The 16,712-nt window shown below is 59.4% G+C and carries 13 protein-coding genes; 3 read left to right on the top strand and 10 right to left on the bottom strand.

All coding sequences use genetic code 11. The annotated features are described in order from the left end of the window. Nucleotides 1-894 carry a glycine betaine ABC transporter substrate-binding protein gene (locus tag V8689_RS04470; protein WP_032893595.1) on the bottom strand — a complete coding sequence of 298 codons (894 nt, stop codon included), beginning with the start codon at nt 892-894 and terminating at the stop codon, nt 1-3. Nucleotides 895-913: 19 nt separating this feature from the next. Beyond that, nucleotides 914-1,630 carry an ABC transporter permease gene (locus V8689_RS04475; RefSeq protein ID WP_003188475.1) on the bottom strand — a complete coding sequence of 239 codons (717 nt, stop codon included), beginning with the start codon at nt 1,628-1,630 and terminating at the stop codon, nt 914-916. A 332-nt stretch (nt 1,631-1,962) separates the two neighbouring features. Between V8689_RS04475 and V8689_RS04480 the strand changes: the two genes are divergently transcribed. From V8689_RS04480 to V8689_RS04490, 3 genes are all read left to right on the top strand, one after another. Beyond that, entirely contained in the window at nt 1,963-3,546 is a 1,584-nt protein-coding gene (locus tag V8689_RS04480) for a peptide chain release factor 3 (RefSeq protein WP_003188476.1), read from the top strand. 249 nt (nt 3,547-3,795) lie between these two features. Further along, nucleotides 3,796-4,611: a DUF6252 family protein gene (locus tag V8689_RS04485; RefSeq protein ID WP_056789569.1), complete on the top strand. Its 816-nt coding sequence runs from the start codon at nt 3,796-3,798 to the stop codon at nt 4,609-4,611. Between the two features lie 234 nt (nt 4,612-4,845). Further along, complete coding sequence (locus V8689_RS04490) at nt 4,846-5,100, top strand: hypothetical protein (RefSeq protein WP_056789572.1); 255 nt, start codon at nt 4,846-4,848, stop codon at nt 5,098-5,100. A gap of 72 nt (nt 5,101-5,172) precedes the next feature. Here the strand turns inward: V8689_RS04490 and V8689_RS04495 are convergent, their stop codons facing one another. The 8 genes from V8689_RS04495 to V8689_RS04530 all read right to left on the bottom strand — a co-directional run bounded on the left by V8689_RS04495 (nt 5,173) and on the right by V8689_RS04530 (nt 16,605). Continuing rightward, nucleotides 5,173-7,431 carry a TonB-dependent siderophore receptor gene (locus tag V8689_RS04495; protein WP_056789575.1) on the bottom strand — a complete coding sequence of 753 codons (2,259 nt, stop codon included), beginning with the start codon at nt 7,429-7,431 and terminating at the stop codon, nt 5,173-5,175. A gap of 425 nt (nt 7,432-7,856) precedes the next feature. After that, entirely contained in the window at nt 7,857-8,828 is a 972-nt protein-coding gene (locus V8689_RS04500) for a peptide ABC transporter ATP-binding protein (protein WP_056789577.1), read from the bottom strand. Next, nucleotides 8,828-9,796, bottom strand: coding sequence for an ABC transporter ATP-binding protein (locus V8689_RS04505; protein ID WP_034126279.1), 969 nt, complete (start codon nt 9,794-9,796; stop codon nt 8,828-8,830). The genes V8689_RS04500 and V8689_RS04505 overlap by 1 nt, the downstream gene beginning before the upstream one ends. A gap of 10 nt (nt 9,797-9,806) precedes the next feature. Then, nucleotides 9,807-10,718 (bottom strand): ABC transporter permease subunit, encoded by a 912-nt coding sequence (locus V8689_RS04510; protein WP_003188486.1) that lies wholly within the window; start codon nt 10,716-10,718, stop codon nt 9,807-9,809. A 10-nt stretch (nt 10,719-10,728) separates the two neighbouring features. Then, nucleotides 10,729-11,739: an ABC transporter permease subunit gene (locus tag V8689_RS04515; RefSeq protein ID WP_003171721.1), complete on the bottom strand. Its 1,011-nt coding sequence runs from the start codon at nt 11,737-11,739 to the stop codon at nt 10,729-10,731. A gap of 76 nt (nt 11,740-11,815) precedes the next feature. Continuing rightward, nucleotides 11,816-13,414, bottom strand: a complete 1,599-nt coding sequence (locus V8689_RS04520) for an ABC transporter substrate-binding protein (RefSeq protein WP_056789580.1) — start codon at nt 13,412-13,414, stop codon at nt 11,816-11,818. Between the two features lie 80 nt (nt 13,415-13,494). Continuing rightward, a complete protein-coding gene (locus tag V8689_RS04525; protein WP_003188488.1) occupies nt 13,495-14,889 on the bottom strand; it encodes an OprD family outer membrane porin in 1,395 nt (464 codons plus the stop codon). 171 nt (nt 14,890-15,060) lie between these two features. Continuing rightward, a complete protein-coding gene (locus V8689_RS04530; RefSeq protein WP_370874668.1) occupies nt 15,061-16,605 on the bottom strand; it encodes an ABC transporter substrate-binding protein in 1,545 nt (514 codons plus the stop codon). Nucleotides 16,606-16,712: the final 107 nt, after the last annotated feature.

Below are 16,712 nucleotides of genomic sequence, written 5' to 3' on the forward strand. Positions count from 1 at the left end.
TTAGTTGATTGGATGTTGGCGCAGGAAATCGGCGGCAACGGCGGACGGGCTTTCATGGTCGACGTCGACCCGTGCATTGAGCTGGCGCATGGTTTCGTCGTCGAACAGGTGGGCCAAAGGCTTGAGTTCGGCCGCCAGTTGCGGGTGCTTGTCGAGGTATTCCTGGCGGATCACCGGGGCTGCGGTGTAGTCCGGGAAGTAGTGCTTGTCGTCTTCCAGCAGCTTCAACTTAAAGGCGTTGAGGCGCCCGTCGGTGGTGTAGACCAAACCTGCGAACACCTGGCCGTTACGCAGCGCGGTGTAGACCAGGCCGGCGTCCATCTGCCGGGTGTTCTTACGCGTCAGGTTCATGTCGTACAGCTTGACCATGCCGGCCAGGCCATCGGAGCGGTTGGCGAACTCGGTGTCCAGGGCGACCAGGCGATGCTCTTTGGTCTCCTCGGCCATGGCTTGGGTGAGGTCGCTGATGCTGTTGATCTCGGGATGTTCCTGCGCGACTTTCTCCGGCAGTGCCAGGGCGTAGGTGTTGCTGAAGCGCGACGGCGATAGCCAGACCAGGCCTTTTTTCGCGTCGAGTTCTTTGACCCGAGCGTAGGACTGTTCGCTGTCGAGTTTCTCGTCGATATGGTTGTAGGCCACCAGGGACACACCGGTGTATTCCCAGATCAGGTCCAGTTGCCCGCTTTCCTGGGCACTGCGCGCCAGGTTGCTGCCCAGGCCGCCGGTCACACGGGCGTCGTAGCCCTTGGTGCGCAGGTACTGGGAAGTGATTTCGGCGAGCAGGGTCTGCTCGGTGAACACCCGGGCGCCGATGCGGATCACGGGTTTTTCGGCGGCTTGTGCAATACCTGCAAGCAGCAGGACGCAGCCTAATATCAAGCTCAGTTTTTTCATGTGAGTTCCTTTACCGGGCTTAAGACGGGCGCAACCCGCGTTCCAGCCAGAGGCGGCTGGCCATGGTTACCAGGCCGTCAAGCAGCAACGCCAGCAGCGCGGTACACGCGGCGCCGAGCAACAGTTGCGGCTGGTTGTTCAGGGCGATGCCGGGGAAGATCAGGCTGCCCAAGCTGTTGGCGCCGATCAGGAAGGCCAGCGGTGCGGTACCGACGTTGATCGCCAGGGCCACGCGTACACCGCCGATGATGATCGGCACGGCGTTGGGCAGCTCCACGCGAAACAGCACCTGGCGCGGGGTCATGCCGATGCCGGTGGCGGCTTCTTTCAGGGAGCCCTGAACGTTTTTCAGGCCTTCGTAGGTGTTGCGCACGATGGGCAGGAGCGAGGCGAGGAACAGCGCGAAGATGGCCGGGCCGCTGCCGATGCCGAGGACGCCGAGGGCGATGGCCAGTACGGCCAGGGGAGGGACGGTGTTGCCGATGTTGAAGATCTGCATGAAACGTTCTGCGCGCCCGACCATGTTGGGTCGGCTGAGCAGGATACCGGCGGGGATGCCCACAATCAGGGCTGCCAGCATGGAGACTAGGACGAGAATCAGATGAGCTTGCAGGTAAAACAACAAATCGTCGCGGTACAGTTCGATCGTGTTGATGCCGATCCAGTGGACCAGCAGGGCCAGGAGAGCGACGACAACCACTGCTCCTATCAGCCCTTTGCCATAGCGAATAGCCACAGGCGGACTCCTTTTTTTCTTCTGTCGGCGAACACATTTCCGAGCGGCAGGGCCATGACTGGCTGCCTTGGAATGGGTTCGCGAAAAGCAACTCGCCGATACTGGCAATGCAGTATGCGATCGAGCCATGAGCGCAGCCTCGTCAGGCTAACTTGCTGATTTTTCAGCCCCTGTTCCGAGTGCGATAGCAGGGGAGTGGACGTCTCTACCTTTTAAAAGGTTCCACACTTGGGAGCATTTAGCCACCCCCAATGGGCTCAACGGTGGTCCGTACCCTCGCGTTTGCGCTATACTCGCCGCCCTTTTTTGACTCACCTGCCAGGCGATTTCCCATGACCCACCAGGCCGCCGAAGTCGCGAAACGCCGCACTTTCGCCATTATTTCCCACCCCGATGCCGGTAAGACCACCATCACCGAAAAGCTGTTGCTGATGGGCAAGGCGATCGCGGTAGCCGGCACGGTGAAATCGCGCAAATCTGACCGCCATGCCACCTCTGACTGGATGGAAATGGAAAAACAACGGGGTATTTCCATTACCACGTCGGTCATGCAGTTCCCGTATCGCGAGCACATGATCAACCTGCTCGACACCCCGGGGCACGAAGACTTCTCCGAAGACACCTACCGCACCCTCACCGCGGTGGACTCGGCGCTGATGGTCCTCGACGGCGGTAAAGGCGTCGAGCCGCGCACCATCGCGCTGATGGACGTGTGCCGTCTGCGTGACACGCCGATTGTCAGCTTCATCAACAAACTCGACCGCGATATCCGCGACCCCATCGAGCTGCTGGATGAAATCGAAGCCGTCCTGAAGATCAAGGCCGCGCCGATCACCTGGCCGATTGGTTGCTACCGCGACTTCAAGGGTGTGTACCACCTGGCCGACGATTACATCATTGTCTACACCGCCGGCCACGGTCATGAACGCACCGAAACCAAGATCATCGAGAAGCTCGACTCCGACGAAGCCCGCGCCCACCTGGGCGACGAGTACGACCGTTTCGTCGACCAGCTGGAACTGGTGCAGGGCGCCTGCCATGAGTTCAACCAGCAGGAGTTCCTCGACGGCCAACTGACGCCGGTGTTCTTCGGTACCGCGCTGGGCAACTTCGGTGTCGACCATGTGCTCGACGCTGTCGTGGACTGGGCGCCAAAACCCCTGGCCCGTGTTGCCAACGAGCGCACCGTGGAACCGGTCGAAGAGAAATTCACGGGCTTTGTGTTCAAGATCCAGGCGAACATGGACCCCAAACACCGCGACCGTATCGCCTTCATGCGCATCTGCTCCGGCAAATACGAAAAAGGCATGAAGATGCGCCACGTGCGTACCGGCAAGGACGTGCGCATCGGCGACGCCCTGACGTTCTTCTCCTCCGAGCGTGAACAGCTGGAAGAGGCGTTTGCCGGCGACATCATCGGCCTGCACAACCACGGCACCATCCAGATCGGCGACACCTTCACCGAAGGCGAAGCCCTGGGCTTTACCGGTATCCCGCACTTCGCCCCGGAACTGTTCCGCCGCGTGCGCCTGCGTGACCCGCTCAAGTCCAAGCAACTGCGCCAAGGCTTGCAGCAATTGGCCGAAGAGGGCGCCACCCAGGTGTTCTTCCCCGAGCGCAGCAACGACATCATCCTCGGCGCCGTGGGTGTGCTGCAGTTCGACGTGGTCGCCAGCCGCTTGAAAGAGGAATACAAGGTGGAGTGCTCCTACGAGCCGATCACCGTGTATTCGGCGCGCTGGATTGATTGCAGCGATAAGAAGAAGTTGGAAGAGTTCTCCAACAAGGCCGTGGAAAACCTCGCGATCGACGGCGGTGGGCATTTGACCTACCTGGCGCCGACCCGGGTGAACCTGGCGTTGATGGAAGAGCGTTGGCCGGATGTGAAATTCCGTGCGACCCGCGAACACCATTAAGGTTTGAGCGGTTAAGAGAAGGGCGAAGCTGTGATGGCTTCGCCCTTTTTATTTAATCAGCGGGCTATTGGTTGAGTTGCAGATTATCAAGGGGGCCAAAATTTTTACGCCCGAACTTCCCGTCCCTGTGCCTCCTTAGTGGTTAATCGATTCACTGTCAGAAATGACAGTAGTGGTGCTTCGTCACTCACGCTATAAGTCAGTGTAGGGAGCCTACGGTGCTTGGCGTGATACGAAGAGGATACAAACATGATCAAACAAGCGAAGGCAAATATAGAAGGTGTGTTAACTGCCCGTGTTGATGAGGGAGAGGTCTTTACCGCTGTCAATCACTCATTTTCTTATGATGTGAAAAACTTTACGGTGTCGGGTTATTTTGAAGATGGTCGAAATATTTATTTTTCTTTTGATAAAGATATTGAGCCTGGTACTTATAAGTTTGATGAGGAAAGTAAAATTTCAGCTTGGTATAACGCTGGCCCTGGCTATTCGTGGGTAGCGCTACGAGACGGAATCGGAGAGGTGGTGATTAAAAAGATTTCGGTGCATGAAAACGCATGTGTGGAGTTTACGTTCAAGTTCAAGGCGAAGCAGTTTGAGGGGGACGATTCTACAATAATTACACTCGAGGGGGCGGTAGCGTTGAAAGCCGTTACTGCGCTTGCTACGACCGGGGAAGTTAATGGGCACATTGAAGGTGGCCCCAGTTTCAGTGCGGATAAGCTGTATTTCCTGTCAGAGGGACGTGGCTGTTACGTAGGGGGGGCTAGCAGCGAATACGCTGGGCTTGGCGTGTTTATATATTTTGATTTTCTTGATATCGAAGAGCGTAGTTACGAAATATCAGAAAAGGATAACGTGTATGCTTGGTATAACCCTAGTGAGGCACACAGCAGTTGGTTGGCGACGGAAGGGGCAGTGGACATAAAGTCATTTTCGCTAACCGGGGGGGCTTTTATAAAGTTCGAATACCGGTTCACGGCTGTGGATAGGATAGGGACAGGGGAGGTCGATATCTCGGGAACGGCTGAACTCAGCGGTTTTTCCCGTGCGGCTAATCGATAGATTTTTCTGCGTGTTGAATAGCGCCTGGCAACTGATAGGTGTTTGTCTGCTGATAAGAGGGAACGTTGAAAGCATTATCCAACAGTCCCGCAGAAAAACTCGCACCGCTCCCGCTCATTTTGATCTCATCAAGGCTGTGAATTGGCGGTAATCCGGCATCGCGACTAGCGTAAACGCTGGTGGCGGTTAATGACTGCCGTGCGAGGCCCATTTACTGACTGGACGGAATCGATCATGAGTATTTTTCAACGAGTAGTGCTGTTGATGAAAGTGCTGGTGCTGTTGTCGTTGGGGATGTCGACGGCCTGGGCGCATAACCCGGTGCATGGCTCAGCCAGGGTGACGAGTAGCCAGAGCTCGGACTTGCAGTTGGCCAAGTCCGAAGCGGAACCCGGCGATAAAGGCCAAGGTGGCGCTGAGGGGGATGATGACTCGCCCACCGAAGAGCCAGACAGCGACGACGCAGACGAAGGCGATAGCCAGACGTAGAATGTAAAGCGCTTCAAACAATGCCTTGGATGGGGTTTCCAAGGCATTTTTCTTATTGGCCGCCCACTTTCCTCAGAACGATGTAGTCACCGACGCGAAGTAAGCCCGTCCTGGCTCATTGTAGGTCTGCGCCCCCGCATCCTCGGCGTTGCCTTTGCGCGACAAACGCTTGTCCAGCAGGTTGTTGATGCCCACCCGTACGCTCAGGTTTTTATTGAATTCGTAGCCGCTGCTCAGGCCCATCAGCCCGTACGGGTCGACGTCCTGCTGGGCGCTGCGATCGTAACTGCTGGCGCTGCGTGAGTTGAGCTTAGGCGCCTCCTGCTTGCCGTAATAGGTGCCGCTGACCTGGAAAGACAGCTTGTCAGTGGCTTGCCAGTCCAGCGTGGTGTTGACGGTGTACTTGGGGATGATGCTCAAGGGCTCGCCGGTGTCCTTGTCCTTGGAGTCGATCATGTAGGTCAGGTTGGTGTTCAAGTCCAGATCATCGCGCAGGCTGATGAACAGGTTGCCTTCAACGCCCTGCACCAAGGCGGGCCCGCTGTTTTCCCACTCCAGCACGCGGCGACCGTTGCCCAGGCGGAAGGCCGCCTCGTTACTGGCGTTGATCTTGTTCTTGTAGTCATTACGGAAATACGTCGCACTGGTGCGCCAGGTGCCCTTGTCCAAAGCCAGGCCGATTTCCTTGTTGACGCTGATTTCCGGCTTCAGGTCCCGGTTGCCCACCAGGTAGCAACCGCCCATGTTGGCTTCGCTGGCGTTGCAGCCATTGCCACGGCTGTAGAGCAAATAGTTCGGGTTTGACTGGTACAGGTTGGGGGTCTTGTAGGCGCGGGCAATGCCGCCCTTGATGCTCAGCTCGTCGGTCAACTGGTGCGAAGCGTTGAAGCTGGGGCTCCAGTTGCCGCCGTATTCCTCATGGTCGTCGAAGCGCAAGCCAGGCGTGATCACGGTCTTGCTGCCCAGCTCGATGTTGTCCTCGGCAAACAAGGCGTAGCTTGAGGCGGTGGTCTTGGTGCTGTTGCGGCTGACGCCCGGGATGGCGGGGACGCCGCCGGTGCCTGGGTCGTAGGTTTGCGGGCGCAACGAGCCTGGGTCGTTCATCGACTCGTAGAGGTATTCGCTGCCCAGGGTCAGCACCTGTTCGGCACCGAGGCTCAGGGGCAGGTTGACCTCGGCGGTGGCCCGGGTATTGCGCAAGCGCGACTCGAAACGGCCTGCACTGGCGGAGGGCGCGCCCTCGCCGGAACCGGCCAGGCCTTCGTTGAGGCGTTCGTTGCGGGTCAGGTCGTGGGTCAACGAGGCCAGGGTCGAACCCCAGTCGAATTCGCCGCGATGGGTGGCAGAAAAGCTGCTGCGTTGAATCACGCTGGTTTCCTTGCCCACCAAGCTTTCCACGAACGCGCCACCGCCGTTGAGCATGGTGTCGCCGGCGAAAATATTGCCCTGGCGGCTGTAGCCGGCTTCCAGGTCGAGGGTTTGCTCGGGGGTGAACTGCCAGCTCAGCAAGCCATTCACGTCTTTGTTGCGCACACCTTCGCGGCCGGCTACCAACGAGTCCGGGGTCGCTTGCGCTGCGCGGTTGATGTCGGCGTCATCGGCGTCGGTCTTGTTCAGGCCGCCATAGACGCGGAACGCCAGGGTGTCGGTCAATGGGCCACTGAGGTTGAAGTTGGTGCGCTTGCTCGCGCCTTCGGCATCGTTTTCGGGAAAGGCGGTGTAGGCGGTCAGCGAGCCGTGCAGTTGGTCGGTGGGGCGTTTGGTGATGATGTTGATGACACCGCCCATGGCACCGGAGCCATAACGGGCGGCGGCCGGGCCGCGCAGGATTTCAATGCGCTCGACTTCTTCGGCCGGTACCCAGTTGGTTTCGCCACGGGTATCACGGTCACCACTCCAGCCGTAACGCACAGCGTTGCGGGAGGTGGACGGCTTGCCATCGATCAGAATCAGGGTGTTTTCCGGGCCCATGCCGCGCAGGTCGATCTGACGGTTATTGCCACGACTGCCGCTGGAACTGTTGCCGGTCAGGTTCACACCCGGCTCGCGGCGGATGATCTCCGACAGGTCGTTGGTGGGCGGGCGTTTCTTGATGTCTTCGGCGGTGATGATCGACACGCCGGGCGCTTGCTTGAGTTCTTCGGCGGCGGTGCCCAGTACGCGCGTTTCGCCCAATACCAGGGCTTGGGGCGTGCCATCCACAGGTAGGTCTGTCGCTTCGATCGGCACTTTGTCGCGCTCTTTTTCCACACTCTGCGCCAGCAGCGCGGGGGACGAAAGGGTAGCGATAAACGCCAGCGAGAGATGGCTGAGCCTGAATTGAGACGACATGTCCACAAAGTCCTTTAGGAGGGGCGATTGAACGAGAGGCGTCTGAATTTTTTCGTGCATCCAGCGCTCTCTGTGCGCCGTAATGGTATTGATTCTCAAACAGAAGTAAATTGCATTTACAATCTATACACTTTTCAAAACGGTCTGGCTCAATGTTTTCAGGGCTTTTGGCATGGGTTCAAACGGTATGTTTTCTGTTACAACCGCGCAAAAAAAAGCCCCTCCGGCCAGACTGATGCGCAATCTGGCGGGAAGGGCGATGGAACTCATGCAACGAGATCATCCCCACGCTCTGCGTGGGGATGGATCCTGTGACGCTCCGCGTCACTCTTGCGCAAGGCTTGAGCTGGCGGACGCAGAGCGTCGCCGACGGCGTTCCCACGCAGAGCGTGGGAACGATCCCACACAGGGGAGGTTGGGTTGCTTCAGGCCACGAATTGCTCCGCGTAGTGGCAAGCCACCTGCCGGTTATCCAACGCACGCAACAGCGGCTCCTCGCTACTGCAGCGCTCCGTCGCATACGGGCAGCGCTTGTGGAACGCGCAGCCAGGTGGCGGGTTCAGCGGGTTGGGCAGTTCGCCGACGATCTTGATCTTCGGCTTGCTCGGGTCCGGGTGAATGGTCGGGGTGGCCGACAGCAGCGCCTGGGTATAAGGGTGCAAGGGGCGTGCGTAGATGTCTTCCTTGGGGCCCACCTCAACCGGGCGGCCGAGGTACATCACCATCACATCATCGGCAACATGCTGCACCACCGCCAGGTTGTGGGAAATGAACACGTAGGCGGTGTTGAATTCCTGCTGCAAATCCATGAACAGGTTGAGCACCTGCGCCTGGATCGACACGTCCAGCGCCGAGGTCGGTTCGTCCGCCACCAGCACTTTGGGTTGCAGCATCATCGCCCGGGCCAGCGCGATGCGCTGGCGCTGGCCGCCGGAGAACATGTGCGGGTAGCGCTGATAATGCTCAGGGCGCAGGCCCACTTGCTTCATCATCGCCTGCACTTTCTCGCGGCGTTCGGCGGCGGACAGGTTGGTGTTGATCAGCAGCGGTTCGGCCAGTTGATCACCGACTTTCTGGCGTGGGTTCAGCGAGGCATAGGGGCTCTGGAACACCATCTGCACGTCTTTGCGCAATTGCTTTCGCTGGGCCTTGTCGGCGCCGGCCACTTCTTGCCCGGCGATTTTCAACGAGCCCGAGGAGGGCTCTTCAATCAGCGTCAGGGCACGGGCCAGGGTGGACTTGCCACAGCCCGACTCGCCTACCACGGCGAGGGTCTTGCCGGCTTCCAGCTCAAAAGACACACCATTAAGGGCACGCACGGTGGCGTGGCCCTTGAACAGGCCACGGGACACTTCGTAGTGACGGGTGAGGTCCCGGGCGGTAAGTACGACGGCCATTACGCCACCTCCTGGTTCAGCGGGTAGAAGCAGCGGGCAAGGCTGTGGCTTTTCGGATCGAGGCCCGGGCGCTGGGCGCGGCAGGAGTCCTGCACGTACGGGCAGCGCGGCGACAGCAGGCAACCCTGCGGACGGTCATAGCGACCCGGCACGATGCCTGGCAGCGTGGCCAGGCGCGTGGCACCCAGGCTGTGCTCGGGAATCGCCTTGAGCAGCGCTTCGCTATACGGGTGCGCCGGAATGTCGAACAACTGCGGCACCTGGCCGACTTCCACGGCTTGGCCGGCGTACATCACGCACACGCGCTGGGCGGTTTCAGCCACTACCGCGAGGTCGTGGGTGATCAGCACCAGGCCCATGTTCTGCTCTTTTTGCAGGGCCAGCAGCAGTTCCATGATCTGCGCCTGGATGGTCACGTCCAGTGCAGTGGTCGGTTCATCGGCGATCAGCAGTTTGGGCTCGCCGGCAATGGCCATGGCGATTGCCACGCGCTGGCTCATACCGCCGGACAGTTGATGCGGGTAAGCGTCCATACGGCTGGCGGCGCCCGGGATCTCGACTTTTTCCAACAGCTCAATGGCGCGTTTGCGTGCTTGTTTGCCGGACATTTTCAAATGCAGGCGCAGCACTTCTTCGATCTGGAAACCCACGGTGTAGCTGGGGTTCAACGCGGTCATCGGGTCCTGGAACACCATCGCCAGGTCTTTGCCGACGATCTGGCGGCGCTGGCGGTTGCTCAGCTTGAGCATGTCCTTGCCGTCGAAGTTCAGGGCATCGGCGGTAACGATGCCGGGATGCTCGATCAGGCCCATCAGCGCCATCATGGTCACGGATTTACCCGAGCCCGACTCGCCAACGATCGCCAGTACTTCGCCTTTGTCGACCGAAATGTCGAGGCCATCGACCACCGGCACGGCGGTCTTGTCGCCGAAGCGCACGTTGAGATTCTTGATTTCTAACAGTGACATGGGAATCTCCTCAGGCGGCGTTCTTGAGTTTCGGGTCCAGCGCGTCGCGCAGGCCGTCACCCATCAAGTTGATTGCCAGCACGCTGAGCAAAATGGTCAAGCCAGGCAGGCTCACCACCCACCAGGCGCGTTCGATGTAGTCACGGGCCGAGGCCAGCATGGTGCCCCACTCAGGGGTTGGCGGTTGTACGCCAAGGCCAAGGAAGCCCAGGGCCGCGGCATCGAGAATCGCCGAGGAAAAGCTCAACGTCGCCTGTACGATCAGCGGCGCCATGCAGTTAGGCAGCACGGTGATGAACATCAAACGTGGCAGGCCGGCGCCAGCGAGGCGGGCGGCAGTCACGTAGTCGCGGTTCAGTTCGCCCATCACGGCGGCGCGGGTCAGACGCACATAGGACGGCAGCGACACGATGGCGATGGCGATCACGGTGTTGATCAGGCCAGGGCCGAGGATGGCGACAATCGCCACGGCCAGCAGCAGCGACGGCAGGGCCAGCATGATATCCATCAAGCGCATGATGGTCGGGCCGAGCAAGCGCGGGAAGAACCCGGCGAACAGGCCCAGCAGGATGCCCGGGATCAGCGACATCACCACCGACGACAAACCGATCAGCAACGACAGGCGCGAACCCTGGATCAGGCGCGAGAGCAAGTCACGGCCCAGTTCGTCGGTGCCCAGCAGGAACTGCATCTGCCCACCTTCCAGCCACGCCGGCGGCGTCAGCAGGAAGTCGCGGTATTGCTCGCTGGGGTTATGCGGGGCAACCCACGGGGCGAAGATCGCGCAGAACACGATCAGCAACATGAACAGCAGGCCGGCGACCGCGCCTTTGTTCTTGGAGAAGGCTTGCCAGAATTCTTTGTACGGGGACGGGTACAGCAGGCTCTGATCGACTGCTGACACTTGAGTAGGTGTGGTCATGGTCATGATCTCAGCGCTGGTGACGGATGCGTGGGTTGGCGAAGCCGTAGAGGATATCCACCACGAAGTTCACCAGGATCACCAGGCAGGCGATCAGCAGAATGCCGTTTTGCACCACCGGGTAGTCCCGCGCGCCAATGGCTTCGATCAGCCATTTGCCGATGCCGGGCCACGAGAAGATGGTTTCGGTCAGTACCGCACCGGCCAGCAGCGTGCCGACTTGCAGGCCGACCACGGTGAGCACCGGGATCAGCGCGTTGCGCAGGCCGTGCACGAACACCACGCGAGCCGGCGACAGGCCCTTGGCCTTGGCGGTACGGATGTAGTCCTCACGCAGCACTTCGAGCATCGACGAGCGGGTCATGCGCGCGATCACTGCCAGCGGGATGGTGCCGAGCACGATGGCCGGCAGGATCAGGTGGTGCAACGCATCCCAGAACGCGTCCGGCTCGTCGGCCAGCAGGGTGTCGATCAGCATGAAACCGGTGCGTGGCTCGATGTCGTAGAGCAGGTCGATACGCCCGGAAACCGGGGTCCAGCCCAGGCTCACCGAGAAGAACATGATCAGGATCAGGCCCCACCAGAAGATCGGCATCGAATACCCCGCCAGGGAGATGCCCATCACCCCATGGTCGAACAGGGATCCTCGCTTGAGTGCCGCGATCACCCCGGCCAACAGGCCCAGGATACCGGCGAACAACAGCGCGGCCATGGACAGTTCCAGGGTCGCGGGGAAGAGGGCGGTGAACTCGGTCCACACGCTGGTGCGGGTGCGCAGCGATTCGCCAAGGTCGCCCTGGGCGAGCTTGCCGACATAGTCCAGGTATTGCGCATACAGCGGCTTGTTAAGGCCAAGGCGCTCCATTGCCTGTGCGTGCATTTCGGGGTCAACCCGTCGCTCGCCCATCATGACTTCTACGGGGTCGCCTGGAATCATGCGAATCAACGCAAAGGTCAGCAACGTGATGCCGAAGAACGTGGGGATCAATAACCCCAGTCGGCGGGCAATAAAACTAAACATCTTGGTGTGTACCTCAATCAGCCGGTTAGGCAGGTCCGGCACCGTCAGTGTCGACGGTGCCGAGCGTTTTTCTTATTTACTTCACCTGGGTGGTGGCGAAGTTATTTGTACCCAGAGGGCTTTGGGTGAAGCCTTCTACGTTCTTGCGCATGGCGGTGAACAGTTTCGGGTAAGCCATTGGAAGCCATGGCTGGTCCTTCTCGAAGACATCTTGTGCTTGTTCATAGAGCGCAGCCCGTAAGGCCGGTTCCTTTTCCGCACGAGCCTTGTCGATCAAGTCCTGAAACTCTTTGTTACACCAGCGTGCGTAGTTTTCGCCGTTTTTCGCCGCATCGCAACTCAGGTTCGGAGTGAGGAAGTTATCCGGGTCGCCGTTATCACCGACCCAGCCAGCCGAAACCATGTCGTGCTCGCCGTTTTTAGCCCGCTTGAGCATTTCGCCCCATTCCATGACTTTGATATTGACCTTCAGGCCAACCTGCGCCAGATCCGCCTGCATGCGCTGGGCGCCGAGCATTGGGTTGGGGTTCGTTGGGCCACCGCCGTTGCGGGTGAACAGGGTGAATTCGGTGCCTTCCGGTACGCCAGCTTCCTTGAGCAGGGCGCGAGCCTTGTCCAGGTCACGGGGTGGGTTCTTCAGTTTTTCGCTGAAACCCAGCAAGGTCGGTGGGTAGGGGCCGGTGCCGACCACCGCATTGCCTTTGCCGAACAGGGCTTCGGTGTAACCTGCCTTGTCGAACGCGATGTTAATCGCGTGGCGTACCCGGGCATCGCTCATGTATTTGCGCGTGGTGTTCAATGCGGTGTAGCTGGTGGTCATCGCCGCCAGTTCATCGACTTTCAGGTTCGGATCTTTCTTGATGCTTGGGATGTCATCCGGCTTGGGGAACAGCGCGATCTGACATTCGTTGGCCTTGAGCTTCTGCAGCCGCACGTTGTTATCGGTGGTGATCGCGAGAATCAGCGGGTCGACCGCCGGCTTGCCGCGGAAGTAGTCCGGGTTGGCCTTGAAGCGCGCCTGGGCGTCTTTCTGATAACGGGTGAAGATGAACGGGCCAGTGCCGATGGGCTTGGCATTGAGATCTTCGGTCTTGCCGGACTTGAGCAACTGGTCGGCGTATTCCTTCGAGTGGATTGAAGAGAATGCCATGCCCAGATCGGCCAGGAACGGAGCTTCTGGGCGGGTCAGGGTAAAGACGACGGTGTGATCATCGGTCTTCTCTACGCTCTTGAGCAGTTCCTTGAAGCCCATGCTTTCGAAATACGGGTAGCCCACGAGGGACTTTTTATGCCACGGGTGATTCGGGTCCAGCTGACGCTGGAAGCTCCAAAGCACATCATCGGCGTTCAGGTTGCGCGTGGGTTTGAAATAGTCGGTGGTGTGAAACTTGATGTCGTCACGCAGGTGGAACGTATAGGTCAGGCCATCGGCGCTGATTTCCGGCAGGTCTTTGGCCAGGGCGGGCACCACTTCCGTGGTGCCGGGCTTGAAGTCCACCAGGCGGTTGAACATGGTTTCAGCGGCGGCGTCAGCGGTCACGGCAGTGGTGTACAGGACCGGGTCGAAACCTTCCGGGCTGGCTTCGGTGCAGACCACCAGCGGTTTGGCCGAAACGCCGATCGCCACGCTCAACAGCGCAGCGGCCATGGCGGCTTGTAGTGGGAGCATTTTCATTCAGAGCCCTCTGCAATCGATGGAGCCAGAAAAGCGTAGGCGGCGGGCTCGTCCTGAGCTCGCCGCCTGCCTGGCACTAATTAAAGGATGTTGAACGGGATGGTGGTGACCAGACGGAACTCTTTGATGCTGCCGTCGGACTGGAACTCGCTGCCACGGTGCTCAACATAGGTTGCGCGCACGGTGGTGGCTTTGAGTGGGCCGCTCTGCAGCGCGTAAGAGGCGCCTACACCGTATTCCTGGTGCTTCTCGCCGTCCTGGGACTGGATGCCGTCATAGGCAAACTTGGCCCGGCCGTTGTTGCCGGTGTAGTGGGTGCCGTCGATGCCCCAGCCGCGTGCCGAGTAGGCGTTGAACTTAAGGCCAGGTACGCCGTATTCAGCCATGTTGATGGCATAGGCGATCTGGAAGGATTTCTCGTTCGGGCCGTTGAAGTCAGACGTCAGGGAGTTGGCCAGGTAGATGCCGTTGGTTTCGTGCAGGTAGTCGAAGTACTCGTTACCGTTCACTTGCTGGTAGCCGAAGGTCAGGCTGTGTGCCTGGTGAGTCAGGCCCAGGGAGAGGGAGAAGGTATCGTTGTCGATTTCCCCCATTTCTTTTTTGCCTTCATCGACAGTCTTGTAGTAGTTGAAGCCGGTGGTCAGGCCCAACTGCTGCGCGTCGCCCAGCTCGTGGGTGGCGCCGAAGTAGTACTGGTTCCAGAAGTCCTTCACGTTGGCGGCGAAGAAGCTGGTCTTCAGGCTTTTCAGCGGCTGGTAGTTCACACCCAGGGTCGACACTTTGTCGGTTTCTGCGCCGTTGCCGTATTCGCTGCGGAATTTCGACAGGCTCTGCTCGCTACGTGGGGAAACGCGGTCGAACACGCCGCCTTGGAACGACAGGTTGCTGAACTCTTCGCTGTTGAAGCTCACACCCTGGAAGCTGGAAGGCAGGGCACGGTTGCCGATGGTGTCGACGATGCCGCTGCTGAAGTTCTGACGGCCGGCGGTCAGTGTGGTGTTGGACACACGGAATTGCACGTTGGCCAGGCCCAGTTTGCTCCACTGGTCGACGGCGTCACCGTTGGAGTCGGCCAGGGTACGGTTGGAGCCGCCTTTGATATCACGCTTGCTGCGGTCCAGTACCAGGGCGTTGTACACCGCCACTTCAGTCTTGACCCCAACGGTGCCCTGAGTGAAACCCGAGCTGGCGTTGAGGATGGTGCCTTGCACCCAGTTGGTACGGTTGCGATCGGTCAGGGTCTGGCCGTGTTTCTGGTACGAGAAGGTGCCCCCACGGTATTTGCTTTCATGGGAGTACCAGTTACGCGTGGTGCCGCCCAGGCTGAAATCTTCGATAAAGCCTTTGGCCTCGCTTTGGGCGCTGGTGCCGGCCAGGGTGGTAGGAACGAAGTCCTGGCTTTGCGTTTCAGCGTAGGCGGTGGCCGTGATGCTGCTGATGGCCAAGGCCAGAAGCGCTTTGCTGCTCAGTTTCATGGGTGAAGCTCCTTTGGTTCTCTTTTTTAATGCCGGTCTTTTTGGGTGATCCGGCTATTGGGTGTGGAACTCGTTCAAGCTATTGCAAACGTTTGGCGTAGGAAATTTCCCAACAAAAGCCTGCACGTTTGCCGGGGAGCCGATTTCGCTCCCCGCCATCCGGTTATTGTCTTATGGGTTGATGCTGACGCCCGAGAACACGTTGCGGCCGAAGGGGCTTACCTTGAAGCCTTCGACTTTGGCGCTTAACGGCTGGTTGACCGTCGAGTGGGCGATAGGCGTGATCGGCACCTGCTGCTTGAGCAGTTGCTGCGCCTGTTTGTACAGAACAGTCCTTTGTTCACGGTCGGTCACGACCTTGGCTTGCTTGATCAGCTTGTCGTACGCCGGGTCGCACCACATGGAGTAGTTGTTCCCGCCGATGGCGTCGCAGCTGTAGAGGGTGCCGAGCCAGTTGTCCGGGTCACCGTTGTCGCCGGTCCAGCCGATCAGGCTGACATCGTGCTCACCGTTTTTGGTGCGCTTGATGTACTCGCCCCACTCATAGCTGACGATCTTGACCTTGAGGCCGATCTTGGCCCAGTCGTTCTGTAGCATCTCGGCCATCAGCTTGGCGTTGGGGTTATATGGGCGCTGTACCGGCATGGCCCACAGGGTGATCTCGGTGCCTTCCTTGACGCCGGCGGCCTTGAGCAACTCCTTGGCTTTTTCCGGGTTGTAGGCGGCGTCCTTGATGCTGTCGTCGTAAGACCATTGCGTCGGCGGCATGGCGTTGACCGCCAGTTGCCCGGCGCCCTGGTACACGGCATTGAGGATGCTCTGCTTGTTCACCGCCATGTCCAGCGCCTGGCGTACTTCAAGCTGATCGAATGGCTTGTGGCGCACGTTGTAGGAGATATAGCCGAGGTTAAAGCCCGGCTTTGTCAGCAGTTGCAGGTTCGGGTCGGCCTTGAGGGCTTCGACATCGGCGGGGCGTGGATGCAGGGTTACCTGGCATTCGCCGGCCTTGAGCTTCTGCACGCGCACCGAGGCGTCGGTGTTGATGGCGAAGATCAACTGGTCCAGCTTGACGCGGCTCGGGTCCCAGTACTGTTTGTTGCCCACGTAGCGGATCTGCGAGTCTTTCTGGTAACGCTGGAACACGAACGGGCCAGTGCCGATCGGCTTCTGGTTGATGTCGCTGGGCCGGCCTTGCTTGAGCAACTGCTCGGCGTATTCGGCCGAAAGGATCGCGGCAAAGCTCATGGCGATGTTCTGCACGAACGCAGCGTCGACCGTGTTCAGGGTCATCACCACGGTGTACGGGCCTGTTTTCTCGACCTTGGCGATGTTCTTGTTCAGGCTCATCCCGTTGAAGTACGGAAACTCGGTAGGGTAGGCCTTGCGAAACGGATGGTCGGGGTCAAGCATGCGGTTGAAGGTGAACAGCACGTCATCGGCGTTGAAGTCGCGCGTCGGCTTGAATTCCTTGTTGCTGTGGAACTTCACCCCTTCACGCAGGTGGAAGGTGTAGGTCAGGCCATCCGGGGAGATATCCCACTTGGTTGCCAGCCCAGGGACGACGTCGGTGGCGCCTTTTTCGAACTCCACCAAACGGTTATACAAAGGCTCCGCCGCATCGTTGTCGGTGGCGGTGGTGTATTGCGCAGTGTCAAACCCTGCCGGGCTGCCTTCGGAGCAGAACACCAGGCTCTTCTTTTCGGCGGCTTGGCCCATCGTGGCCACGGCCAGCAGGCTGGTGGCAAACAGAGCGGATACAACGGTTGTATGGCGCATGACGATCCCCGTCCTTGTTTGTAGTTATCAACAGCGAGCCTTCCTGC

It is taken from the genome of Pseudomonas sp. AK181, assembly GCF_051122975.1.
Taxonomy (GTDB): Bacteria; Pseudomonadota; Gammaproteobacteria; order Pseudomonadales; family Pseudomonadaceae; genus Aquipseudomonas; species Aquipseudomonas lactis.